Source organism: uncultured Kriegella sp., from assembly GCF_963975415.1.
GTDB lineage: Bacteria > Bacteroidota > Bacteroidia > Flavobacteriales > Flavobacteriaceae > Kriegella.
The window spans coordinates 44656-70620 of sequence record NZ_CAXBGN010000002.1; the positions used below are offsets into that span (position 1 = coordinate 44656).

A 25965-nucleotide genomic window follows, 5' to 3' on the forward strand; every position below is an offset into this window, starting at 1 on the left:
AAAAACATAAACGCGGGCCTATTTGATAAAAATGAAAACAAAAATACAACATTTACCATTTCTGGATGTAACTTAGTAAGCAATAATGGGAAAAATCAAAGATTTTGATTAAAAAACAGCCTATGTATCACAAAAAGATTTTTTTAAGCTTTATTTTTTTATTGGCAACACTCATTTGCTCATCGCAAAACCTCAACGGAAGAAATGACTTTTGGGACAATGTTCGTTTCGGCGGAGGTATCGGTCTGGGTTTTACCAATGGCGGCTTTAACGGTTCGGTTTCACCAAGCGCCATTTACGAATTTAACGAAAAATTTGCAACGGGCCTAAGCCTCAACCTCAACTACGCCAAATTTAATGATGATAAACTGCTGGCCTACGGAGGAAGTGTACTTTCACTATACAACCCACTACCCTACCTACAATTTTCGGCAGAATTTGAACAACTACGTATCAACAGAACATTCGATACGGGCACCGGTACCCTTGAGAACAATTATTGGTCCCCTGCTTTATTTTTCGGGATCGGATACAGCAATAGCAACGTTACCTTTGGTATTCGCTATGATGTATTGTATGACGGCACAAAAAGCATTTACGCCAATGCATGGATGCCCTTTGTACGGGTATATTTTTGATTAAACAGCCTCAAAAAATGAATTGAGCCAAGCGCACGGCGCACTATCAATATCACTCAAAAGGTGATAGAATATTAACCCTTGCTTTCTATTTATTTTACTATTTTTAAAAAATTTGTTCAACAACTTAAACATTTCACTATCATGAAAGACGAGAAATCAAAAAAATCGACCACATCTCGCAGGTCATTTATCAAAACGGGCGCCGTAGCCTCCTCCATTTTTATTGTACCCAGACATGTTCTTGGTGGGTTGGGATATATTGCACCAAGTGATCAACTGAATTTGGCGGCCATCGGTGCTGGAGGAAAAGGTGCAAGTGACATCGCCAATGCATCGGTCAATGGACGCGAACGGGTCACTGCACTTTGCGACGTAGACTTTTCCGGCTCTGCCAAGCGTTCGGTCGAGCGCTTTCCAAAAGCAAAATTATATAGTGATTACAGGGAGATGTTGGATAAAGAAAAAAACATTGATGCCGTAACAATTTCGACTCCCGACCACGTACATGGCCCTGCGGCTTCCTACGCCATGCAGCGCGGCAAGCATGTATACGTTCAAAAGCCGATGACCCACAACATTAAAGAAGCACGCATGCTTACCGAAATGGCACGTAGCAATAAAATTGTAAGCCAGATGGGTAATCAGGGAGGCTCCAACCCATTATTGAACATGGTTCAAGGCTGGATAGATTCAGATGCCCTTGGTCAAATCTCAAAAGTACAAGTCTGGACCAATCGCCCTGTTTGGCCTCAAGGTGGCGCAATGCCAAAACCAGACCCGAGCCAAAAACCAAAAGATTTAGACTGGAATCTATGGCTAGGGCCCGCGGAACAAAAACCGTACACACCCAATTTACACCCATTTAGCTGGAGGGGTTGGTGGGATTATGGTACCGGAGCACTTGGCGATGTAGGCTGTCACCTGATCGACATACCTTTCCGTACGTTGGGCTTAAAATACCCCACTGACGCAGAATGCAGTGTAGGCGCCGTTTACACAGATATGTGGAATGCCGATTACCACCCTGAGGGATGCCCCGCTTCTTCATTTATCACCTTACATTTTGGAGCGACGGAAAAAAGCAAATCGCCAATCGAAATGACATGGAGCGATGGCGGAATTAGACCTTCACACCCAGAAATTATTCCTGCAAATCATGATATTGGAGGTAACGACAGTGCAAATGGCGTTATGATCATCGGGGAAAAAGGAATCATCTCTACCAATATAAATGACAGTTCACCATTAATGCCGAAATTATACCTTAACGACGGCACTACCGATTTTGGTCCTGAGACGGAACCTAATGACGAACCAGAATATGGTCACCAACGCAAATGGGTCGATGCCTGTAAGGCTGGCTTTAACAGTCCGGAACACAAAGGCCTTACCTCTTCGTTCGATTATGCGGGACCAATGACGGAAACCGTACTCATGGGTAACCTTGCCATTCGAAGTTCTATGTTACGCAAAGAAAACAGCAAAGGAAAAATGGAATTCTTCGCCCGTAAAAAGCTATTATGGGACGGAGAAAATATGCGTATTACAAATCTTGAGGAAGCCAATCAATTTGTAGGCAGAACGCACAGACCCGGTTGGGAGGTGTAACCTTTTGACAGGTACCCTAACACAACATTTAAAAAGCTGTTGCTCGAATAGTAATTCAAGCAACGGCTTTTACTATTCTAACTTCCGCTGTATTTTTGTTTTAACCACACCTTTTGCAACTCTCTTTTTAAAATCAAAAAGGAAACCTGCTCGGCTATTTCGACCACATCGGTCACCTTAATATCCTTAAAAGATTTTTCAGGGACATCGACAATGTAAAGTAGATTAAGGTAGTCGCTAAATTTTTCAAGAATAAGCACGTAAATCTTCTCGTGCAAAATAGTTTTCAATGTTATAGGATCTGAATTCGATGAAAATTCCATGGGAATATTTGCCAACCCAAAATCTTTCTGCAATTGGGCAACCATTTTACCATACAACTTATTTTTTGTTGCACTCTGTAGGAGCTCGGTGCTATTTGCAAAATTCAAAACCATACCCTATTTACGAAAATTTCTGACGATTGGTTTATGTCAAAAACCTTTATATGTACAACCCAATACAGAAACCTTCTTTCGATTAATCTTCGATGTTGAATGTATCAACCTAGCTTCGAATCTTTTGCTCCCATTCCCAGGCAGACTTCATGGCCTCATCAAGGGTATAGGCCGATTTCCAACCTAAAACTTCATTAGCCTTGGTCGTATCGGCATAGGCCGTCGTAATATCACCGGGCCGCCTATCCACGATTTTATAATTCAATTTCTTGCCAGAAACTTTTTCAAAACTTTGAATCACTTCCAATACACTGCTACCTTTACCCGTACCAACATTAAAAACCTCATAATTGTCTGAATTTTTTTTATTTAAAAGTCGTTTCAATGCAATTACGTGTGCTTTTGCCAAATCTACCACATATATGTAGTCACGAATACAAGTACCATCTTCTGTGGGATAATCGTCACCAAAAACCGAAAGCTGTTCTCGAAGTCCGGCGCCTGTCTGCGTTATAAAAGGTATTAAATTCTGTGGCACACCAATAGGCAATTCTCCAATTTCTGTACTAGGGTGCGCTCCCATTGGGTTAAAATAACGAAGTGCAATGGCATTAAGGTTCGGGGTTACTTTACAGGTGTCAGCAATAATCTCCTCTCCCATTTGTTTGGTATTGCCATAAGGCGATTCTGCCTGTTTGACCGGAGCATCCTCTGTTATGGGCATTTGATCGGCCTGGCCATAAACCGTACAAGACGAACTAAAAATAAAACTGGCTTTACTCTTTTTTGAAAGTTCTTTAAGCAGATACACCAACGTACCAATATTGTTCTCATAGTATAAAAGCGGTTTTTCAACACTTTCCCCTACGGCCTTTGATGCAGCAAAATGAATAACTCCCACAACATCGGCATGTCTTTTAAAAAAATCCTCGACCTTCGCTTTTTCCTTTAGGTCCAACTTTTCGAACAGGGGCTTTTTTCCTGTAATGGCGACAATGCCCTCCAATACATTTTCGGTAGAATTGGAGCAGTCATCAATAATGACCACCTCGAAACCTTCATTTTGAAGTTCGACAACAGTGTGCGAACCTATAAACCCGAGTCCTCCTGTTACAAGTATTTTCATTTTTATCTAGTTTAATTTTATGGATTGGTTATTTATTAACAAATTCAATCACTGTGCTGGTAATATATGCGATTTGCTCATCGTCCAATTCGGTGTGCATGGGTAGCGAAATCACTTCTTTCACCAACTGATTGGTAACAGGAAAATCGGCTTCAGTATATCGCTCATCGGCGTAAGCCTTTTGTTTATGCAACGGGATAGGATAATACACACCACAGGGTATCCCTACCTCCCCAAGACGTTGTACCAAAGCATCGCGTTTGCCGTTGGTAATTCGCAGGGTATATTGATGGAAAACATGACAATTGCAGTTTTCACAAATCTCGTCGCCTTCGCATACCGTTTTTGGTACAATAATGTGCTCTTGGGCCTCAAACGCTTTGGAGTACTTTCTAGCGGCTTCTCTTCTAGCTGCGTTGTATGCGTCTAAGTTAGGTAGTTTGGCACGTAAAACTGCCGCTTGTATCGAATCCAATCGTGAATTTACACCGACCACATCATGATGATATCGTTCATACATCCCGTGATTTACAATTCCCCTTAGCGTATGGGCCAATTCGGCATCGTTCGTAAAAATCGCTCCTCCGTCACCATAACATCCTAAGTTTTTAGATGGAAAAAACGATGTAGCACTTACATGCCCTAAAGATCCCGCTTTTCGTTTCGTACCATTCTTAGAAACATAATCTGCACCAATAGCCTGGGCATTGTCTTCAATTACATACAGGTCATGCTTTTGGGCCAGTTCAAGAATGGCATCCATATCGGCACATTGGCCAAAAAGATGTACGGGAACAATGGCTTTGGTTTTTGGTGTAATGGCCTTTTCAATAGCCTTTATATCAATATTAAAAGTGTCTGGATCTACATCGACCAAAACCGGTGTCAATTGCAATAGTGCAATGACCTCAACGGTGGCTGCGAAAGTAAAGTCGGCGGTAATAACCTCATCGCCCGGCTGAAGACCCAATCCCATCATGGCAATCTGAAGGGCATCGGTACCGTTGGCACAAGGAATGACATGAGCAATATCTAAATAGCTTTCAAGTTCTGCCTGAAAAGAATGAACTTCAGGCCCATTGATAAATGCCGAACTCTCCAAAACCCCTGAAATAGCCGAATTAACTTGTTCCTGAATACCTTGGTATTGCCCATTAAGGTCTACCATTTGAATTTTCTTCATAACTAGGAATTAGAATGCCCCGGCAAAAATACAAAATGCCTATCAATGATATTGTCGAAAGAAGTGTAATTTAGCCACAAAGAATTTCACAGTGTATTTTATATACGATCTTATAGTGCGTATTTCGTGGGGACTGCTCATATTTATTGCCAATTTCAACAATAAAATCAAGCTTTTCGTCAATGGGAGAAAAAATACATTCCCTAAACTAAGGGATGCATTTAACAAAAACGATCAAATAATTTGGATGCATGTGGCTTCCCTTGGAGAATTTGAACAAGGCCTACCAATACTCAAAAAAATAAAACAGGATTATCCGTCCTTTAAAGTTTTGGTTACTTTTTTTTCACCCTCTGGCTTTGAGGTGAAAAAGAACACACCAGATGCAGATGTGGTTACCTACCTTCCGATGGATACGATTAAAAATGCCCGTAAGTTCGTCTCCCTCGTTAACCCTAAACTTGTTATTTTTGTTAAATACGAGATTTGGCCCAACTATCTTAGGGAGTTACGAAAAAAGCTAGTTCCGACACTTTTGATTTCGGCTATCTTCAGGGAAAGGCAAATTTATTTCAGGGGGTATGGTGGCTTTATGCGTGATGCATTACGTGTTTTCGACCATTTTTTTGTTCAAGACGAAAAGTCTCAACAGCTGCTGAAATCAATTCAGATAACCAATGTATCGGTAAGTGGGGATACAAGGCTCGATCGTGTTTCCGAAATTCTTAATCGCGATAATTCATTGTCGTTTATGGATCAGTTCAAAAAAGACCGCTTGTGTTTTGTCGCGGGAAGCACTTGGCCTGAAGATGAGGCCATACTTATAGACTACATCAATAATTCACCCAAAAACTTCAAATATGTACTAGCGCCGCACACCCTCAAAACAGATAAAATTCTTGGACTGACAGGAGCTATATCAAAGAAAAAGGTGCTTTATTCCAAAATGGACGAACGTACCTTGGGCGATTATGATGTGCTCATCGTTGACACCATAGGTCTTTTGACCAAAATTTATAGCTATGCCGATATCGCTTATGTAGGCGGTGGTTTTGCAACTGGCCTACACAACACCTTGGAACCCGCAGTATTTGGCATCCCTGTGATTATCGGCCCACAATACAAAGGCTTCAAAGAGGCTGAGGAATTGGTGGCTCAAAAAGGAATTCTTACAATAACCGACCAATGGACCTTCGGTGAGCTTCAAAAAAAACTACTCGATGATCCCGAATATCGCATAAAGACCGGTGCGACAAATGCAGCTTACATTGCAAAGAACAAGGGGGCAAGTATTCAAATCATGTCTTATATACAGGGCGTATTAAAATAGTTTGAAAATAGAAGCAATTTCAAAATTGCTTCTTGACCACATTTTAGATTTTGTACAATTGGCCTAAACACTCCGTTTTGCGCGACATTGCCAATCTTTTATTTTACTGTGCATTTTTTTGTTAGTTTTACAAAAACCGTAAACCCAAACAAATGAACTCAAAACTTTTTCGAATATCGCTCACAGCTGCACTCTCAGGTTTTTTATTCGGATTTGATACTGTTGTCATCAGTGGTGCCAATTTACCCATAAAAGAACTTTGGGATACCACGCCTTGGTTCCACGGCACGTTCATTATGTCTATGGCACTATGGGGAACAGTAGTTGGGTCACTTTTTGGCGGAATACCTTGTGATCGATTTGGAAGGAAAAAGACTTTATTTTGGATTGGTATTCTTTATGCTGTTTCAGCAATTGGATCGGGCATAGCCACCGACCCCTATATGTTTTCGTTTTTCAGGTTTATAGGCGGCTTAGGTGTTGGCGCCTCTTCTGTCGCAGCCCCCATTTATATCTCTGAAATTTCCTCTCCTGAAAACAGAGGAAAACTGGGTGCACTTTACCAATTCAATCTTGTATTGGGTATTTTAATTGCGTTCATTTCAAACTACTTGCTACAAGGTGTTGGCGGCAGCAGCGACTGGCGATGGATGTTAGGTGTCGAGGCCATTCCTGCACTCCTATACACACTCATGGTTTTGAGCATACCCAACAGCCCAAGATGGCTGGCCATTTCCAAAGGAGATGATGAAGGCGCTCTTGCCACCTTAAAATTAATTTACAATGAAAATCAAGCACTTAACAAATTGCAAGAAATAAAAGAGAGCATATCGACCCAAAACATGAAAGAGAAACTCTTCTCCGGCCGTTACAAAACACCACTTTTACTAGCTTTTTTAATTGCCTTTTTCAACCAGTTATCCGGTATTAATTTTATTTTATACTATGCCCCTGAAATTCTTGAACGCGCTGGCTTGGCTGCACAAGAATCGCTATTCAGTTCGATATCGATAGGTATTGTGAACCTGATTTTTACATTTGTGGGCGTATGGCTAATTGATAGGTTAGGCAGAAAGCAACTTATGAAAATAGGTTCTTTTGGCTACATCATTAGCTTGAGTATGGTTGGTTGGTGCTTCTATTCAGGGGCCAGCTCCGCTTTGCTTCTCACTTTCATACTTATTTTTATCGCTTCTCACGCCGTCGGGCAGGGGGCTGTAATCTGGGTGTTTATTTCAGAAATATTTCCAAATAAGGTACGGGCTTATGGTCAATCATGGGGCACAGGAACACATTGGGTATTTGCCGCGATCATTACCTTGGTCACACCTATTTTCTTAGATGCCGAAAATGGTATTTTCAAAGACAATCCTTGGCCAATATTTATCTTTTTTGCCTTTATGATGGTATTACAATTGCTTTTCGTGCTTTTCATTATGCCAGAGACCAAAGGTGTATCGTTAGAGGAACTCAGCAAAAAGTTAAGCGGAAAGCCTACAAAGAATTAACCGCTATCTAGTTCAGTTGAACGAATTAATTGACAATTTACCGAACAAACGCACTAAACCCATCCTACACTGTAAAATACTGGAACAGAAATACATAGTTTACATATTTTTTTTATAAATTGGGATAAACAATAAGATCATGGAAAATGAACTATCTTTTGGCACGAGAATGTTAAATGGATTTCTTACCATTATGGTCGTGGTTTTGATAGGCATATTGTTATCGGTGGTTATCGGTCTCATTTTGGCCGGTATCGGCATTCTTTAACATGCAAAAAATCAAGGTCATCTTTAAAGACCAAGGGAACATTCACAATTTGGAAATTGACTTTAACAATATCCGCAGGGACTCTTTATTTTTTAAAGGGTCTTTTTTATGCTTTTTACCATCAAGAATTCATGTCGAAATATTGGTTACATCAACTTCACAACCCTTGCCTTTAAAACGGGAACTTGCCCTTCTTGTAAATCATTTCCTAAAATCAACACACGCCTATCGGCCAAATCATTACGTCCCTCATATTTTTACCAGACCTAATTCATTGCAGCAGACCCTAAAGATAAATACTAGATAGTGTTTACAAAGATGTTCAGTTACGTTAGTTTTTTTATAATTTAGAGCGCACCAAAAATGAGGCACGCTTTTAACTTTGAATTTTAACAAGAAGAATGAAATATATTGTATGTGAAGAACCAGGAACATTTCTAATAAAAGAAAAAGAGATTCCTGTAAGAAAGGCCAAAGAAGCGCTCTTAAAAGTCAATAAAGTAGGTATTTGCGGTACCGACCTGCATGCTTTCTCTGGCAACCAAGCCTTTTTTACCTACCCTAGAATCTTGGGGCATGAATTAGCCTGTGAAGTTGTTGAAATCGATGATAATGAGCAGGGTATAAAAGCCGGTGACAATGTTGTGGTAATGCCTTATCTCAGTTGTGGCACCTGTGTTGCCTGCCGAAATGGAAAAACGAATTGCTGCACCGATATTGCAGTTCTGGGCATACATACCGATGGGGGCATGCAAGAGCATATTACCGTTCCTAGTGACATTTTATTGCCGGCCAACCAATTATCGGATGACGAAATGGCCATCGTTGAACCATTGGCCATAGGGGCACATGCCGTACGCCGCGCCAGAGTACAAAAAGACGAGACTGTGGTAGTTGTCGGTTGCGGCCCTATTGGAATAGGCATTATAAAACTGGCACAGATTGCCGGGGCGAGCGTTATCGCCATGGATGTGAACGATAACCGCTTAGCCTACGCAAAAGATGAAATCGGTGCCGACTATGTCGTCAATGTAACTGGCGACCCCGTAGCCCGAATAAAAGAAATAACTAATGGCGATATGGCCACTGCGGTCTTTGATGCCACCGGGTTCAAAGGAGCCTTAGAAAGGGGCACTGATTACATGGCCCATGGTGGGCGATATATACTCGTAGGCCTATCGAAAGGAGAACTCACCTTTACCCACCCCGCGATTCACGCCAAAGAAACAACGATCATTTGTAGTAGAAATGCCACAACAGAAGATTTCGAACATGTTATCAATGTTATTAACCAATTTCCTACCGAATCATTTGTAACACACAATGTACCCTTTACAGAAATGATAGCAAATTTCGAAAGTTGGACCAAACCCGAAACTGGCGTTATAAAAGCAACCGTTAAATTCTAAGTTTCAAAGCTGAAAAGATAAGCAAACAAAATATGATTGTTCTGACCTAACTTGGCACACTTATCTCTAAATAGGGACAGAACGGATAGCTAATAGAATAAATAAACTACAATACATATGGATTTAGGCCTAAAAGGAAAAGTGGTCGTTATTAGTGGAGCCGCCGGGATAAAAGGAAGCATTGGCGAAACCATTTTACAGTCATTGGCAAATGAAGGCGCAACACCTGCAATAATAGATCGAAATTCCCGTGGTTTCGGTTATGCGGAAGGACTTCAAAAAAAAGGAATTGATGCTTCATTTTTTCAGACAGACGTAACCGACCCCGAACAGATAAAAATAGCCATGGATGGTGTCATCGATAAATATGGCCGCATTGATGTAGTTATCAACAATGTAGGCGTTAACGATGGTGTAGGGCTCGATGCCTCTTATGAGGAGTTTATGAACTCTTTAAAGTTGAACTTAGTCAGCTATTTTCTAATTGTAAAACATGCACTCCCCTTGTTGATAGCCTCGAAAGGGAACATTTTGAACATTGGCTCAAAGGTTGCCCTCACAGGACAGGGAGGAACTTCAGGGTATGCCGCAGGAAAAGGTGGCGTACTTGGTCTTACCCGCGAATGGGCAGTCGACCTCATAAAGTATGGCATTCGTTCTAATGCAATAATTATTGCCGAAAGCTGGACCCCTGCCTATGACAATTGGATAAAAACCTTGGAAAATGGAGCCGAAAAATTAAAATCCATCGTTAAAAAAATACCCTTGGAGAATCGAATGACTACTCCTCAGGAAATTGCCGATACCTGTCTTTTCGCTATTTCTGAAAAATCATCGCATACCACAGGTCAATTCATCACAATTGATGGTGGCTATGTACATTTAGACCGATCATTATTGACCGAATAATCAAAACCAACTTAATAACAACAGTATATAACTCTATGGAAAACGCAAATAACATCCCGGTAGTCTCTAAAAAAGTGCTATTGCCCTTTATACTTATCACCTCCTTATTTGCCCTGTGGGGATTTGCCAACGACATTACCAACCCCATGGTTTCTGCCTTCAAAAAAGTATTGGAACTAAACAACACACAGGCATCATGGGTTCAAATGGCTTTTTATGGTGGTTATTTTACCATGGCGTTTCCTGCCGCAATCTTTATAAAAAAATATAGTTATAAAAAAGGAATTCTTGCAGGTTTAGTCTTATATGCAATTGGGGCCTTATTGTTCTATCCCGCGGCCGCATATGCTGAATTTGGCTTTTTTCTAGCCGCACTTTACATACTGACCTTTGGTCTTGCTTTTCTTGAAACCACCGCTAACCCGTTCATTCTTGCTATGGGTGATGAGCGCACGGCGACACGAAGATTAAACCTTGCACAAGCTTTTAACCCTATAGGAGCCCTTTCTGGATTATTTATTGCACAGGCCTTTATTTTAGGTTCCTTGCAATCAGATGATATTGACGCCAATGGCAATGCCGTGTATGACACGCTTTCTGAATCTGCGAAAGCAGCGGTACGAACGTCCGATTTAATGGTCATTAGAAACCCGTATGTTATACTCGGGCTATTTGTACTTATTATGCTTGTTGTCATTGCAGTAGTAAAAATGCCAGAAAGTAAAGATGAAGGCAGTGAGTCCGTAGGAATAGGTGTCAAAAGACTTTTTAAAAACAAGCGATTTGTAGAGGGTGTTATCGCTCAAATGTTCTATGTTGGAGCACAGATTATGTGTTGGACGTATATCTATCAATATGCAGAAACACTTGGCATCGACAATAGAGATGCTGTTACGTATGCCTACATTGCACTTATTCTCTTTTTGATCGGCCGTTGGATAGCCACCTATATGATGAAATATTTCGACTCGGGACGGTTATTGATGCTCTTTTCAATTGGAGCCATAGTATTTACCCTAGGCGCGATTTTCATTCAAGGAATGACCGGTCTTTACTCTTTGGTCGGTATTTCTCTTTGTATGTCGCTCATGTTTCCAACGATTTATGGCATCGCTCTCCAGGGGGTAGGTGACGACGCCAAGTATGGCGCTGCGTTTTTAGTTATGGCTATTGTGGGTGGTGCCATCATGCCTGTGCTACAAGGTGCAATTTTGGATCTGGGTGGAGACGGTTATGCCGATATCGAAATTTTAGGAGTTCCAGAAGTAAATTTTTCGTTCGTTTTGCCGCTTATCTGCTTTTTTGTTGTGGCTGCATACGGCTACAGAACCCATAAAATTCATACATACTAATAAAAACAGCACCATGGCGAACAAAATGTATTGTTTTGCGTGTGACCTCAAAGACGACCTCAAATGAATAGCGGAGTATAAGGAATACCATGCCCCTGGAAATGCATGGCCTGAAATTACCCAAAGCTCCAAAGACCTTGGTGTTGTTGATTTGCAAATTTATCTCACCGGAAATCGTATGTTTATGATTATGGATGTAGATGAGAGATTCGACCCGGTTAAAAAGGCAGAAGTAGATGCCAACAATCCGAAGGTCAAAGAATGGGAAGCATTGATGTGGAAATACCAACAAGCACTGCCTTGGGCCGAAGAAGGTGTTAAATGGGTTTCTTTGGAGAAAATTTTTCAACAGACATGAAGTTCAATTGCACTTTCCTTTTATATGGCTTTATTTTAAAACTTGACATGCCTTTAAATTTTTATGGGTGAACCGCTCTTTGTTTTCCTCCAAACTTTCAACTGTTAACCACACAAGACTTCTTAACGCCAGCAACGTTAACGTTCGTGCAGTTATGATAAAATAAGCAGCGGTAAAGAAAGTGGATGGGTTAAAAAAATTTTCAATACCTAACACAAACCAGGTTGCTTTCAACAGTTAAACCTCTTTTGGAATGTATTCCGTATTTTCGGAATTAGGATTAATAGTAATAGGGGTCATCATAAGCACCACCGATCAAGGCTAACAAAATCACAATACCCACAATTATTCCGAGGATAAGCAAAATAGCGCCTGCTGTTTTATTTTCCTTTGTATTCAGGGCTATTATTCCAGCAATTATCCCAATAAAGGGAAGGCAAAGTGTTCCTATACCCAATAAAATTACCAAACCTATATTCCACGGTTGTTGTGTGGTATCTTTACTCACAACTGTTCTGTGTTGCACAGGCTTCTTATCTGTATTCGACAGTGGTGATTCGAAATCTGAGCCCGGCTTTTTTACATCATCCCTTGTTATTTTTTGTTTAGGTTGAGAAACTGTGGTTCTTTCTAAAAGTGCGTCTATATCTTTGGCCGTGGCGAACAGTAAATCATCATGTTTTCGTAAGCGCTGTAATAAATGTCTAATGTCTTCATGGTCTACCTGTGGGTCATCTAATTTTGACTGCAGGGTTTTTACCAAACTAATCTGCTCATTTCTACTCATTTTCGGAGCATCCACTTTCTCTTTAAGGGTATCAAGATACGATATAGGTATCTCTGGAGGCTCTGGTAAGGGGTCGGGAAGTGAAGTTATCGGTTTAATCCCGTTCAATGACTTGATCAAGTCAATAATAGCATTCTTTTGGTCAGATTTTGTATAGTCGGCATACTGTACGTTGGATATGTATCTTGGTGCCAAGGCCAGCGACACATCATTCTTAATCAAGACGGGTAATGGCGCCTTGCCCAATGCCTCGGCATACTTTAATTCACGTATACATGCGGTAGAATCAATCGCATCTTTAGCTATGGCGAATACATAAATTTCACAATCCCTGATCTGACTTAAAATATTGTTCCACCAACTTTGTCCTCCACTTATATCCCTGTCAAACCAAACCTCATGGCCTAGTTCTTCCAAGTCTCTAACCAATGATGCTACTTCCCGTTGCGATGATCTACTATATGTGACAAATATTTTCATATTTCTTAGGTAATGCCCTGATTTAACATGCCATTTTTACACCTTATTTTTTTAGAACTAAATAAAGCCAGAGCACTAAAATGGGGAATTGCGTAAAGTCTTGACCAAAAAAAAGTTGACCAAACATTAAGACCTAGCCTAAAAACCGAGTTTTATTGTGCTCAATCTAAATTAAAAAAATAATTTGATAGCTAAAAGTAGCGTATTTGAACTATAACTGTCAATTAATTATGTGTCATTTACTCGAAAAGCAGTATAATTCACAATTGAACTCTACCTATAAAAGCCACGAATTTTACAGAATTACTGATTACCACTCTGCAAAGTTTCCATCTTCGTTGCGCCATATAGGATTCGCCCAATTATGGCCAATTTTCTGTCCTTCCACCAACTTTTCTTCGTTAATTTCTACACCGAGTCCTGGTTTTTGGATTAAATCAATATGCCCATCTTTGACGTTGAAAATCTCAGGGTTCCGTACGTAATCCAAGATATCATATCCTTGATTGTAATGAATACCAAGGCTACTTTCTTGAATAATAGCATTTGCCGACACAAAATCGATATGCAGTGCGGAAGCTAATGAAATGGGGCCTAAGGGGCAATGGGGGGCAAGCGTTACATCATAAGCCTCTGCCATAGTTGCAATACGTCTTACTTCCGAGATCCCTCCTGCATGACTAAGGTCTGGCTGAATGATATCAACTACACCCTGATGCAAGATTTCTTTAAAATCCCATCGCGAGAACATACGCTCGCCCGTAGCAATAGGAATATTGGTGTACTGATAAATATGTTTTAAAGCATCATTATTCTCCGACAGCACAGGCTCTTCTATAAACATAGGTTCGTAGGGTGCCAGTTCATCGATCAACTTTTTTACCATCGGTTTATGGACTCTACCATGAAAATCGAGCCCGACGTCCAAATCATAGCCAAATTCCTCCCGCAATAGTTTAATGTTGAGTGCAACCGTTTTAATGTCCTTTAAGGAAGAAACCCACCGCATTCCCCCTGTGGCATTCATTTTCACCGCTTGATAACCAGCCTTTACTTTTTCGTGCGCCTGCTCTAGAACCACATCGGGATTATCGCCTCCGATCCAGCAGTACATTTTCATTTTATTACGTACGGCCCCTCCCAACAATTCGAATACGGGAACATTTAAGAACTTCCCTTTAATATCCCATAGCGCCTGATCGATTCCAGATATGGCACTCATTAGAATAGGTCCCCCACGGTAAAAGCCACCACGGTATAAGATTTGCCAAATATCCTCAATATCATTGGCATTTCTTCCGATAATATATTGTTCTAATTCCTTTACACAAGCTGCAACGGTATCGGCCTTACCCTCGACAACAGGCTCTCCCCAGCCTACAATACCGTTTTTGGTCGTTATTTTAAGGAACAACCATCTGGGTGGTACTTTAAATAGCTCAATTTTCTCAATTTTTAGGTCGTCCATTGTTTTATTTAATTCGTTCTACAAATTGTTGAGCGGTATGTCGAATGGCTTCAACATCTTCAGTTGCGGTACCCGATTTTGTCAATACGCTTCCAATTCCCAAGCCAGAAGCTCCAGCGGCCATCCAGTCGCGGGCATTTGCTAAATCAATGCCGCCGACAACAAAAAATTTAGTATTCGACAACGGTCCACGAATGGCTTTAAAATAATCAAACCCCATAGTGCCCGCCGGAAAAAGCTTTACAATATCTGCACCGTTTTCCACGGCAACGCACACTTCCGTGGGCGTCAAAGCTCCCATTAAAACAGGAATATCATTTTCATGCGCCAATTTTATAACGGCTGAATTGGTATTGGGTGTCACTAAAAATTGGGCTCCCGCCTTAATGGCATCAGCAGCTATTTTTGTATTGGTCACGGTGCCTGCACCGATAAGTGCCTCACCATACAATTCCCTGCCTTTTGAAATCTCCTCTAAAAAACCCGGGGTGTTCGACGTAATTTCCAATACTTTAACTCCGCCTAAAACAAGCCCTTTTAGCACATTTTTTACTTCATCTTGCTTTTGCAAACGAACGATGGCAACAATCTTTTCTTGTTCGATAATCGCTGTTATTTCATTTCTTTTCATCGCAATACATGTCCGGAAGTATTCCCTTCCATTATAGAACTAATTTCTTTTTCAGTACTGGTATGTTGATCCCCAGGTATGGTATGCTTTAAAGCAAAGGCCGCTGTAGCAAAATTGATTGTTTTTTTAAGACCCCAACCTTGATTCAAGCTATGCAGACAGGCTGCCGCAAAAGCATCTCCGGTTCCAAAACGATCTGTAATCGCTACTTCATAGGTGTGGGAGACAACCGACGCCCCACCCGACCTAAAAACACCTGAAACTTTGTTCATACTAGCTGACGAATGCTCTCTTACCGTAAAGGCGAGTTGATCGACTTCAAATGTTTCAGCAGCCATTTCAGCGGCATTCAGCGTCTTATCTAATGCTGTATCACCTGAAACGTGCATTCCATATACATCATTTAAAACCCCCGTATTGCCAAACAAAAGGTCTGTATGCTGCAATATTTCGTCAAAAATTCGACGGGCATCAGAGGCTTTTTGCCAGAGCGATCTTCTATAGTTCATATCGAAACCAACCTTGACCCCTAACTTTCTTGCGATTTTGGCAGCATTTATTGTTTCCTCAGCACATTGCTTTGAAAGCACTGGGGTGATTCCCGAAAGAAAAAGCCATTTTTTATTAGCCAATATTTCGGCCCAATTCAATTCTCCCCTTTTGATTTCACTTATGGCAGAATTTGCCCGGTCATAAATCACACTAGAAGGTCGTATCGACGAACCTATTTCAATAAAATAAGTTCCTATTCTATTTCCACCCCGAAGTATATGATTCGTATCAATGCCAAAAGCGCGCAAGGATGCAATTGCAGCATCACCCAATTGATTTTCCGGGAGTTTAGTGACAAAGCTAGCATCATTGCCCAAAACGCCCAATGAACTGGCTACGCTAGCTTCAGACCCTGCATAATTTACCCCAAAAGTTCTTGCGGCATATATTTTATCTCCAAGCTGAGCTGGAGTTAGTCGTAGCATAATTTCCCCAAAGGTTACAAAACTCATAGTTGCTTTATTGATTGAACATAGTTTGCCCGTGTTTCCAACAAGTGATTTTTCATGGCTTCTGATGCCCCTACCTCATCCTTCAGAACAATTGCCCTAAGTATATTTTCATGATGTTCAAGCATGCTATTTTTAGCTTTTAAAAGATTACCACTTGTAGGTTTGGCAAAGACACTGGCTTTAAATTTTGGCATCAGACTGAAAATAGGTCCGAGCAATAGCTCCAACACTTCGTTACCTGTTATTGACAGCAGCTTATTGTGAAAATCATTATCTAACTCTGCCTCTCTTTTGGTAGCATCTAGCGCACAACTGCGCATATTCTCCATATTTTTTTTAAGCAAATCAATATGGTGATCGCTCCGATTTTTAGCCGCCCTCGCCGCCAATATGGGCTCAACGATCTGTCTGGCATCAATAGTTTGCAGAATAAGATCTTTATTTGATGATAGCTCAAAAAACATATTTAATATTTCTGAAGCATTTTGTACACTTACTTCAGAAACATAAGCCCCACTACCTTTTCGCACTTCAATAATGCCACGGGCACTCATTTTTTTCACCGCTTCACGAACCGCCGTTCTACTAACATTGAATATTTCACAGAGTTCACTTTCGGTAGGAATTTTTTGACCTGTCAGGTACTTACCTGAGCGTATTGCCTTGGTCAGTTCCTCTTCAACTTGTTCGGTAAGTGACTTTCGTTGACCTAATTTTGAAAACATGCAAAAAATATATAAATACAAATATATAATTTATCAGACATCATACAAATATCAACTTCGAAAGTTGCTATAATATAGGCGAACAGACACGGAATCCTATGGCTTAAATCTGCTACCTAAATAACGTTCTGCCACATCCCATGGGCCTACAGGCCTCAAATCATCTATAAGCCCAACCTCATCATAAATAGCTATAGAAAACCCATGTAACAAGACAACTTATCGAAAACCTAATCTTGCCAATGTGCATCAATCACCTTCTGAATATGAGGGTACTTGGCATCGGTTTCATTAAGGTCGTCTCGAAGTTTTATCAACCGCTTCTTTAAATCGGAGATAACCTCTTCGTATGCCACATCACCATAAGCATTGTTCATTTCTTTAGGGTCTTTCTTTAAATCATAAAATTCCCATGCGGCCGGTGTATGTGTGGCAAAATCGTTGCCCCAACTCTTTTTGTTCCATTCGGAATTGGGATTATCGGTATCGACATAATACCTACCGTAGAAAAATATCAATTTATAGTCTTTGGTCCGGATTCCAAAATGAGCAGGATTTTGATGTTTGTGCGCCATATGCATCCAATACCGATAATATGTTTCCTTTTGCCAATCGGCAGGCTCTTCCCCAGTTTCCAATATAGATTTAAAACTATTTCCTTGCATATAATCAGGCGTACTGCCACCTGCCAATTCTATAAGTGTGGGGGCAAAATCGGTATTGTTGATAATCGCATCGGTACGGCTCCCCGCTTTTATCTTTTTTGGATATCGTACAAAAAAGGGCATTCGCATCGACTCATCGTACATCCATCTTTTATCGATATAATCATGTTCGCCCAGCATGAAACCTTGATCTCCGGTATAAACAATAATTGTATTTTCCAGAAGATCTTCGGCCTCTAGATAATCAAGCAATCGCTTGACGTTGTCATCGACGCCTTTGACACAACGTAAGTACTTCTTGATATAATCTTGATATACCTTACTGGTATAATCTTTTTCTTCAGAAGACATTTTCCATTTCACATATTCCTCTGGTCGAATATCTTTCGCTTCCCTGTATTTTCGATAAATCGTTGTATCCTTAGTGTATATATTCATGGCTTGATTTCTAATCACATTTCGGTGCGAAACCGACGATCCGATTATTCTTGTCAACGAATCATTTTTCCCCCGAGTGGCAATCGACCCATTATTTCCATTATCATATAAACTTTCAGGTTCAGGTATAAAAGTATCTTCTAAATAATCTTCGTATCTGGGAGCATTTTCAAAATCATCGTGGGGCGCCTTAAAATGATGCATTAGAAAGAAAGGCTTATTCGGGTTCCTTTTATTTTTTAAATAGTCCAACGTTGCATCCATTATCATATCAGAGGAATGCCCGGTAGTTTTGACCATATTATTTGGCCAAGGTTTTTCGCCTTGAACCCTAAACTCAGGGTTAAAATATTTCCCTTGTCCAGGCAGAACATGATAATAATCAAACGAAGCAGGCTCTTCATGCAAATGCCATTTACCAATAATGGCAGTCTGGTAGCCCAGTTTCTTCAACTCTTGGGGTAAATATTGTTTTTCGACGGGCAATATGCCTTCTAAATCGAGCACCCCGTTTGCCTGCGAATTTTGGCCTGTCATAATTGCGGCGCGACTAGGCGTACAAATGGCATTGTGGACAAAACAATTTTCGAAAATCATACCCTCTTTTGCAATTTGATCCAAAACCGGAGTAGGATTTAGGTCGGCCAAACGACTTCCATAAATACCAAAACCTTGAGTGGTATGGTCGTCAGACATAATATAAATGATATTTGGCTTATCCTCTACATTTTCCTGTTCCTCTTTGCAGGAGGAAAAAGCCAATAGAACCAATAGACAATAAAGTGTTCCGTTTTTATAAGAAGTCATAATGAAGAATTTGTTGGTTGTTAATTGTAAATATATAGTATGAAAACACGCATATCTTATATTTCCATTAATTAATGTACCTTTTTATGGTATGGTTTTTCGCAATGGATTTAATTAGGTCAATAGGTCTTTCACTACATGGCCATGAACATCGGTCAGACGATACCGTCTTCCTTGGTGCTTAAAAATCAAGCGCTCGTGGTCGATACCAAAAAGATGTAACAGCGTGGCATGGAAATCATGGACATGAACCGGATCTTGGGTCACATTATAGCTAAAATCGTCGGTCTCACCATAGGTGAATCCTGGTTTTACCCCTGCACCGGCCATCCACATCGTAAACGCTTTAGGGTGATGATCTCTGCCGTAATCCGAACTGGTCAACTGACCTTGGGAATATACGGTACGACCGAATTCCCCTCCCCAAATCACCAAAGTATCTTCTAACATGCCTCGCTGTTTCAAATCTTTGATAAGTGCTGCATTGGCCTGATCGGTTCTTTTGCATTGAGCCCTGACCCCTCCGGGGCAGCCCGCATGTTGATCCCAACCTTGATGGTATAATTGCACAAACTTTACATCTTTCTCAAGAAGTTTTCTAGCCATTAGACAGTTGGCAGCATACGTACCGGGGTCTCGACTGTCTTCGCCGTACATATCAAAAATATAATCCGGTTCGTCAGAAACATCAGTAACCTCGGGAACCGAAGTCTGCATGCGAAAGGCCATTTCATATTGAGCCATACGTGCATTGATCTCGGGGTCTCCGTAGGCATCGTGCTGTATACTATTGAGTTTTCCGAGATAATCCAACATTTTTCTGCGGTCGTTGCCGTCATAATTCTCAGGGTCACTCAAATATAAAACTGGGTCTTTGCCAGAACGGAATTGCACCCCTTGGTGTTCTGTAGGTAAAAATCCATTGCCCCAAAGGCGGGAATACAGAGGTTGACCTCCCATATTTTTGGTAATCAAGGTGATAAAAGTGGGTAAGTTTTCATTGTCTGAACCTAAGCCATAACCTAACCACGCCCCTATGGAAGGGCGACCGGGCAATTGGTTTCCCGTTTGCATAAAAGTAATGGCAGGGTCATGGTTAATGGCATCGGTCTGCATAGATTTGATAAAACAAAGGTCATCGACCACTTCCGCCGTATAGGGCATTAATTCACTCACCCATGCCCTTGATTCTCCGTATTGCTTGAAATTCATTATGGAAGGTGCGATTGGAAACACCGTTTGATCCGCACTCATACCTGTTAATCGTTGTCCCTGTCGAACCGAAGGTGGCAGGTCTTTACCGAACATATCCTTCAATTTTGGCTTATAATCGAACATTTCCAATTGCGATGGACCGCCACTTTGAAAGAGATAAACAATCCGCTTTGCTTTGGGCATGTAATGCGGGAGTCCCAATCTGTTCCTATTATAAGCCTTTAAAATCGTATCGGCACTTGAACTTTTAGTCACCGCCCCAAATACGTTTTCAGTATTAAGCAATGAGCCGAGGGCCAACGCTCCCAAACCCATGGAGGTCTTGGTTAGAAAATTACGCCTGTCCCACTGCTTTTCTACCTGTTGTAGGTCTTTATTGTTCGATTTTAAAATGTCATGATTATGGCACATAAACTATAATTTAATTGGACACTATCTTTTGGTTATTGTAGCATCGGCATTCATAATGGTACTTGCCACCACCGCATTTGCGGCCACCAAAGCACCGTCATCACCGGAAGAAATACGGAACTCCCCCGTATTGAGCCACCCTTTCGTTTTCTCCGGATAATTTTTAAATGCTTCGTACTCCTCCTTTCTCAAATCGAGTAAAGCCGTTAATTCTTCCTTCTTTATTTTTCTTCCCGTCAATTGCCTGAATATTCTAGAAATGCCTTTGATCGGGTCTTGATGGCTTAACATACTCTTACCAAGTACCCGAGCAGCCTCGATGTAGGTAGGATCATTGAGCAGCACCAAAGCCTGTAATGGTGTATTGGTCTCTTGTCTACGAATAGTACAAATCGATCGGTCGGGAGCGTCAAAAGTTGCCAATGTGGGGTGAGGAACTGAACGCTTCCAAACCGTATACATGCTTCTGCGATAGAGTTTATCACCCTGATCCTCTTTGTATTGCGAGCCGTTTACTTTCCATAGGCCATTTGGCTGGTACGGCTTTACACTCTCCCCTCCAATCGTATCATTAAGAAGGCCTGAAGCGACCAAGGCATTGTCTCGTAGCATTTCACCACTCAGCCGTTTCGAAGGACCTCTTGCCAAAAGTACGTTTTCGACATCCCTATCCGCCAATACAGTATCTGCCACCGAACTTTGTCGATAAGTATTTGACATTACGATCATTTTTTGAAGGGCCTTCATGTCCCATCCCGACTCCCTAAAATAAATCGCCAACCAATCTAACAAGGCCGGATGACTAGGCATTTCCCCTTGATTACCAAAGTCTTCACTAGTTTTGACAAGACCTTTTCCAAAATAGTGCTGCCAAAAGCGATTCACGGCTACTCTTGCCGTCAATGGATGTTCTTTTAAGAATAACCATTTGGCAAATCCCAAACGGTTCTTCGGATACTTTTCGGGCATAGGTAGAATAGCCTCCGGAGTATCAGGAAAAACTTCTTCGGCCCTGGCATCGTACACCCCACGATCCAAAAGATATGCTTGAACCGGCTCTGAGGTTTCCTTCATAACCATGATTTCCTTTATATTTTCGACACTATCAACATAGGCCTTACGCAAGTCGGCCAGCTTCTCATTTGGGCGATCCAATTTATTGGTCACAGTACCTAGATAAAAACGCTCCAACATTTCCCTTTCTTGTTTAGAAAGTGTAGTTGCGACTTTATCGGCTATGGCATTTACTTCTTTATTTTCGGCCAATTGCATAACCTCTAATGCCGAAAGTTCTTTTTCGAATACCTTAATCTCATCGACAACTGCCCCTTTTATCCCCTTGCCCCGATAGCGTGCACCTAACTGTAGTCCGGGCTCAGGCGACCTTCCAAAGAGAATATCCTTAAACAGGTTATCAGACTTGACAATTGTTTCAGCCTCCTTGCCATTTACATAGAGCTTAAGACCGTCGGCCTTGCTAGAACCATCATAGGTCATAGCAAGACTTAGCCACTCATCTCTCGGAAATCCATCCTTGGTCAGTTCTGTAATGGAATTATCAGGGGCGGTATGCGCCAACATAATTTCCAATTTATCATCGACTATTTTTAAATGATACCCCCTCCAATTGTATAAGATAGCCCCATCACCCTTATGAAATACATTACCGTTTTTTAAATTCTTGGGAATATTAACCCATAGGTTTATACTGAATTTATCACTACGGCCATATACTCCCGTTTTTTTAAGGTCTAACCAGCTATCACCATCAAACATTATCCCGTCGCCACTTTTCCCTTTTACCAAATTTATTTCCTGTCCCTCACGGGATTCCCGCTTCATCGCTCCTTTGTTTTGGGGATGTAATCTATCCGTTAGATTTCCTCCGTCCAAAGTATAGTAGGCTACAAGTTGGTCCTTTGGTTTAATGTTCAGTGCTTTTTTATGGCCCTTATTTTCCAACCACCGTTCAAAGTCGGCATATACTACCTCTTTTTCGATATTTTTCACTTCCTTTTCAGCTTCCTTTAGCAATCCGTTCATGTAGACGATCATCTGATCTTCTTCCTCGGTTGTCAACAACATGGTCGGAACGGGCATGGCACTATTCCATGAAATTTGTCCAGATTCGTTCAAATTATTGAAGAAGCTTGTCATTTCATAAAAATTCTTATGTGATATAGGATCATACTTATGATCATGGCATCGGGCACAGGCCACAGTGAGTCCCATAAATGCCTGTCCGACCGTACTAGCCCTATCAACCGCATACTCTATCAAAAACTCTTCATTGACGATGCCTCCCTCCATATTCTGAGGATGTATTCGGTTAAAAGCCGTTGCCAATTTCATTTCCCTCGTCGGATTCTCCATAAGATCACCGGCCAACTGCCAGGTAACGAAAGTATCGTAAGGCATATTTTTATTGAAGGTCTCAATTACCCAATCACGCCATGGCGACATATCTCTATATCGATCCACACTATAGCCGTGCGTATCGGCATAGCGAGAAAGATCCATCCACCCAAGGGCCATCTGTTCTCCATAATGTGGGGAAGCCAATAATCGGTCTACTTGTTTTTCATATGCATCGGCTGTTTCATCCGCTAAAAAAGAATCAATTTCACTTATTGTGGGTGGCAGTCCCGTGAGATCAAAAGACACTCTTCGAAGCAATGTTTCCTTATCGGCTTTTTCAGTGGGCTCTAAGCCTTCCTGTTCCAATTTTGCCAATACAAAACTATCAATAGCATTGCCCACTTTATCCTTCTGGACTACCTCTGGTACCGGTTGTTTTTGGGGTGCTAAAAACGCCCAATGGTCTTTGTACTCTGCACCATCTTCAATCCATTTCACCAACAACGCCTTTTCCCTATCACTAAGGGTCAAATGTGATTCAGGATCAGGCATAATCAACTCTGGATCATCGGTAAGTATGCGCGTAACGGTTTGGCTTTTACTGAGATTGCCTGGAACAATAGCATATTTACCCGGGGAGTCAGGCAATTCGGCATAGGCTTTCTCAGGAATATGCAATTGAAGCCCCGCTTTTATCTTGGCCTTATCGGGGCCATGGCAGATAAAACACTTATCCGATAAAATCGGCTTAATATGTTGGTTAAAATCAATACTTTTGGGAAGGTTTTCATATTCCATAGCCACATTTTCCGGTAATTCTGGACCGCCACACGATAAAAAGAAAACCCACGAAAAAAATCCCAAATAATACTTAAGTTGTTGCATAAATCAATGGTAATTGACAAATCAATCAAAGATAGGGTTTGTACTCACAAAAAACATTTTACGAATCAGACTATAGAATGTACATTTCCGACCTTAAGAGGTTCTGTTAAATCTGAAATTATGTTAACTTGTAGCATATTAAGGGATATTTATAGAGTATACAATATACAATTTAGTACAAATCCGATATAAATGAATCAGCTATTGCGCTCTTTACAGCTTAGCCTTTTGAATATAGGATACGCCCAACTAGGTAAGGAGTGGGACTTCGACAATGTATTCAGTCCATTTACTCGCATATACTATATTGCAAAGGGAAATGCCAAGGTATTCCATAGCAACCAAGAATTTTATCTTAAGCCGGGTTACTTGTATTTGATACCAAGTTACACGTACAGCCGATATAAATGTGACACGTACCACGAACAATATTATATCAGCTGTTTCGAGGGAATGGGCAATGGCCCCTCTGTCTACAATCTATGTCACTATCAATACGAGGTAGCTGCCCAAGAAATGGATCTATATTATTTCAAAAGACTTTTGGAGTTAAATCCCGGGCGATCATTAACAAACAACGATCCACAGGCCTATGACAACCGGCCTACCTTAGATCGCTTTGAGCAAAGCAACAACGATTTAACGGCACAAGATTACCTGGAAACCCATGCTATATTAAGCCTCCTATTTTCCCGATTCGTTAGACATAGTAAAATATCGGATAGCGGTGCCGAAACGCGGCGGGAGATAGGTGATATTCTCAACTACATCGGTGAAAACCTGCATTTAAGAATCGATGTAAAACAATTAGCGGACTATAGTAATTTGAGTACGGACTATTTCTCAAGAATGTTCAATGAAAAAGTCGGCATTCGACCAAACCCTTATATTCAGGCCAAGCGTATTGAACGCGCACAATTACTGTTGTTGACCACCAACAATTCGTTAAAGCAGATTGCTTCTAAAGTAGGCTTTGAAAACCTTTCATACTTTTCGCGGGTCTTTAAAAAACATGCCGGAAAATCTCCAGGTGGCTTTCGAAGGGAACAACTTAAAAATGGGTAAAAAAAATAAAGAACACCTTTAGATGCGAATTCGTATCGACTAATTTTCTATTCAAAAAAAACTGTTTTCTAATAAACCATTACTTATTTTAGTAATTTATTGATTACATCATCACACTAAAACAACCCAATGAAGAGAAGAAAATTCATGTTTTCTGCAATGGCTGCAGGAACCTTGCCATTGACCGGTCTAGCAAATCAGCCCCTACCAGCCGCAAAAGAAAAAGAACTTTATGAAATCAGAACCTATGAAATGAAATTTGGTGCGGATCAGAAGGTTCTGCTAAGCTATTTAAACGAGGTATTGGCCCCTTCCATGATTCGAATGGGTGCAACTACTTTCAAATTATTCCGGGAATTGGGAAATTCCGGCCCGACCAAAATTTACGGGCTTATCGCCTATCCCAACAGTGAAGTTTACCTGAGATCCCAAAATTTGAATAGTGATGAGAAATATGTCACTGCCGCTGCCGAGTATAACTCCCTGCCTCCTGAAAAAACCCTGTACAACAGGTTTACATCTTCTTTGCTTCTGGCATTTGACGGAATGCCGCAAATGATGGACCCCATTGACGGGGCTTCCCTATTTGAACTGCGAACTTATGAGGGCTACAGCGAAGATGCCGTTCGACGAAAAATCAAAATGTTTAATGATGGCGAAATCGACATATTCCTAAAAACAGGATTACATCCCGTATTTTTTGGGGAAATGATTGTTGGGCCGTATAGGCCTTGTCTCACATACATGCTTAACTTCAAAGATATGGATGAGCATGATGCCAATTGGAAGCGCTTTAGTTCAAATTCCGATTGGGAAACCATGAAAGTTAAAGAAGAATACGCAAACACCGTATCGAACATTCGAAAAATATTTTTGACTCCTTTATAATTTTTTACG

22 protein-coding genes are annotated in these 25965 nt (G+C 41.0%); 11 read left to right on the plus strand and 11 right to left on the minus strand.

Going from position 1 to position 25965, the window contains the following annotated elements; all coding sequences use genetic code 11:
• Positions 1-122: 122 nt before the first annotated feature.
• Both AACZ88_RS04030 and AACZ88_RS04035 read left to right on the plus strand, forming a co-directional pair.
• Entirely contained in the window at positions 123-638 is a 516-nt protein-coding gene (locus tag AACZ88_RS04030; protein WP_339706575.1) for an alpha-ketoglutarate decarboxylase, read from the plus strand.
• A 144-nt stretch (positions 639-782) separates the two neighbouring features.
• A complete protein-coding gene (locus AACZ88_RS04035; protein WP_339706577.1) occupies positions 783-2249 on the plus strand; it encodes a Gfo/Idh/MocA family oxidoreductase in 1467 nt (488 codons plus the stop codon).
• A 77-nt stretch (positions 2250-2326) separates the two neighbouring features.
• Here AACZ88_RS04035 and AACZ88_RS04040 read toward each other — a convergent pair whose 3' ends face one another.
• The 3 genes from AACZ88_RS04040 to AACZ88_RS04050 form a co-directional block, all read right to left on the minus strand.
• Positions 2327-2686 carry a hypothetical protein gene (locus tag AACZ88_RS04040; protein WP_339706579.1) on the minus strand — a complete coding sequence of 120 codons (360 nt, stop codon included), beginning with the start codon at positions 2684-2686 and terminating at the stop codon, positions 2327-2329.
• A gap of 109 nt (positions 2687-2795) precedes the next feature.
• On the minus strand, positions 2796-3812 hold the full coding sequence (galE, locus tag AACZ88_RS04045) for a UDP-glucose 4-epimerase GalE (protein ID WP_339706582.1): 1017 nt from the start codon (positions 3810-3812) through the stop codon (positions 2796-2798).
• Between the two features lie 28 nt (positions 3813-3840).
• A complete protein-coding gene (locus AACZ88_RS04050) occupies positions 3841-4995 on the minus strand; it encodes a DegT/DnrJ/EryC1/StrS family aminotransferase (protein ID WP_339706585.1) in 1155 nt (384 codons plus the stop codon).
• 91 nt (positions 4996-5086) lie between these two features.
• Between AACZ88_RS04050 and AACZ88_RS04055 the strand changes: the two genes are divergently transcribed.
• From AACZ88_RS04055 to AACZ88_RS04085, 7 genes are all read left to right on the plus strand, one after another.
• Positions 5087-6325 (plus strand): glycosyltransferase N-terminal domain-containing protein, encoded by a 1239-nt coding sequence (locus tag AACZ88_RS04055; RefSeq protein ID WP_339706588.1) that lies wholly within the window; start codon positions 5087-5089, stop codon positions 6323-6325.
• Positions 6326-6477: 152 nt separating this feature from the next.
• Positions 6478-7833: a sugar porter family MFS transporter gene (locus AACZ88_RS04060; protein ID WP_339706591.1), complete on the plus strand. Its 1356-nt coding sequence runs from the start codon at positions 6478-6480 to the stop codon at positions 7831-7833.
• A 139-nt stretch (positions 7834-7972) separates the two neighbouring features.
• The gene (locus tag AACZ88_RS04065) at positions 7973-8101 is read left to right on the plus strand and encodes a hypothetical protein (RefSeq protein WP_339706594.1); all 129 of its coding nucleotides are present in this window, start codon (positions 7973-7975) and stop codon (positions 8099-8101) included.
• A gap of 401 nt (positions 8102-8502) precedes the next feature.
• Entirely contained in the window at positions 8503-9510 is a 1008-nt protein-coding gene (locus AACZ88_RS04070) for a zinc-binding alcohol dehydrogenase family protein (protein WP_339706597.1), read from the plus strand.
• Positions 9511-9627: 117 nt separating this feature from the next.
• The gene (locus tag AACZ88_RS04075; RefSeq protein WP_339706600.1) at positions 9628-10419 is read left to right on the plus strand and encodes an SDR family oxidoreductase; all 792 of its coding nucleotides are present in this window, start codon (positions 9628-9630) and stop codon (positions 10417-10419) included.
• A 35-nt stretch (positions 10420-10454) separates the two neighbouring features.
• A complete protein-coding gene (gene fucP, locus AACZ88_RS04080) occupies positions 10455-11771 on the plus strand; it encodes an L-fucose:H+ symporter permease (protein ID WP_339706603.1) in 1317 nt (438 codons plus the stop codon).
• A gap of 67 nt (positions 11772-11838) precedes the next feature.
• On the plus strand, positions 11839-12129 hold the full coding sequence (locus AACZ88_RS04085) for an L-rhamnose mutarotase (RefSeq protein ID WP_339708186.1): 291 nt from the start codon (positions 11839-11841) through the stop codon (positions 12127-12129).
• Between the two features lie 280 nt (positions 12130-12409).
• Here the strand turns inward: AACZ88_RS04085 and AACZ88_RS04090 are convergent, their stop codons facing one another.
• From AACZ88_RS04090 to AACZ88_RS04125, 8 genes are all read right to left on the minus strand, one after another.
• Complete coding sequence (locus AACZ88_RS04090; RefSeq protein WP_339706606.1) at positions 12410-13396, minus strand: toll/interleukin-1 receptor domain-containing protein; 987 nt, start codon at positions 13394-13396, stop codon at positions 12410-12412.
• Between the two features lie 310 nt (positions 13397-13706).
• Positions 13707-14864 carry a galactonate dehydratase gene (gene dgoD / locus AACZ88_RS04095; protein WP_339706609.1) on the minus strand — a complete coding sequence of 386 codons (1158 nt, stop codon included), beginning with the start codon at positions 14862-14864 and terminating at the stop codon, positions 13707-13709.
• 4 nt (positions 14865-14868) lie between these two features.
• Positions 14869-15495 (minus strand): bifunctional 4-hydroxy-2-oxoglutarate aldolase/2-dehydro-3-deoxy-phosphogluconate aldolase, encoded by a 627-nt coding sequence (locus AACZ88_RS04100; protein WP_339706612.1) that lies wholly within the window; start codon positions 15493-15495, stop codon positions 14869-14871.
• Positions 15492-16499: a sugar kinase gene (locus tag AACZ88_RS04105; protein WP_339706615.1), complete on the minus strand. Its 1008-nt coding sequence runs from the start codon at positions 16497-16499 to the stop codon at positions 15492-15494. Before AACZ88_RS04105 ends, AACZ88_RS04100 begins: the two co-directional genes overlap by 4 nt.
• Positions 16496-17224, minus strand: coding sequence for a FadR/GntR family transcriptional regulator (locus AACZ88_RS04110; protein WP_339706617.1), 729 nt, complete (start codon positions 17222-17224; stop codon positions 16496-16498). The genes AACZ88_RS04105 and AACZ88_RS04110 overlap by 4 nt, the downstream gene beginning before the upstream one ends.
• Positions 17225-17454: 230 nt before the next feature.
• Positions 17455-19134, minus strand: coding sequence for a sulfatase (locus tag AACZ88_RS04115; RefSeq protein ID WP_339706619.1), 1680 nt, complete (start codon positions 19132-19134; stop codon positions 17455-17457).
• Positions 19135-19248: 114 nt separating this feature from the next.
• Positions 19249-20760, minus strand: a complete 1512-nt coding sequence (locus tag AACZ88_RS04120) for a DUF1501 domain-containing protein (RefSeq protein ID WP_339706621.1) — start codon at positions 20758-20760, stop codon at positions 19249-19251.
• 21 nt (positions 20761-20781) lie between these two features.
• Positions 20782-24003 carry a DUF1553 domain-containing protein gene (locus tag AACZ88_RS04125; RefSeq protein WP_339706623.1) on the minus strand — a complete coding sequence of 1074 codons (3222 nt, stop codon included), beginning with the start codon at positions 24001-24003 and terminating at the stop codon, positions 20782-20784.
• A gap of 192 nt (positions 24004-24195) precedes the next feature.
• Between AACZ88_RS04125 and AACZ88_RS04130 the strand changes: the two genes are divergently transcribed.
• The gene (locus AACZ88_RS04130; RefSeq protein ID WP_339706626.1) at positions 24196-25068 is read left to right on the plus strand and encodes an AraC family transcriptional regulator; all 873 of its coding nucleotides are present in this window, start codon (positions 24196-24198) and stop codon (positions 25066-25068) included.
• A 129-nt stretch (positions 25069-25197) separates the two neighbouring features.
• Positions 25198-25956 carry an NIPSNAP family protein gene (locus AACZ88_RS04135; RefSeq protein WP_339706629.1) on the plus strand — a complete coding sequence of 253 codons (759 nt, stop codon included), beginning with the start codon at positions 25198-25200 and terminating at the stop codon, positions 25954-25956.
• The last annotated feature ends 9 nt before the right edge of the window (positions 25957-25965 follow it).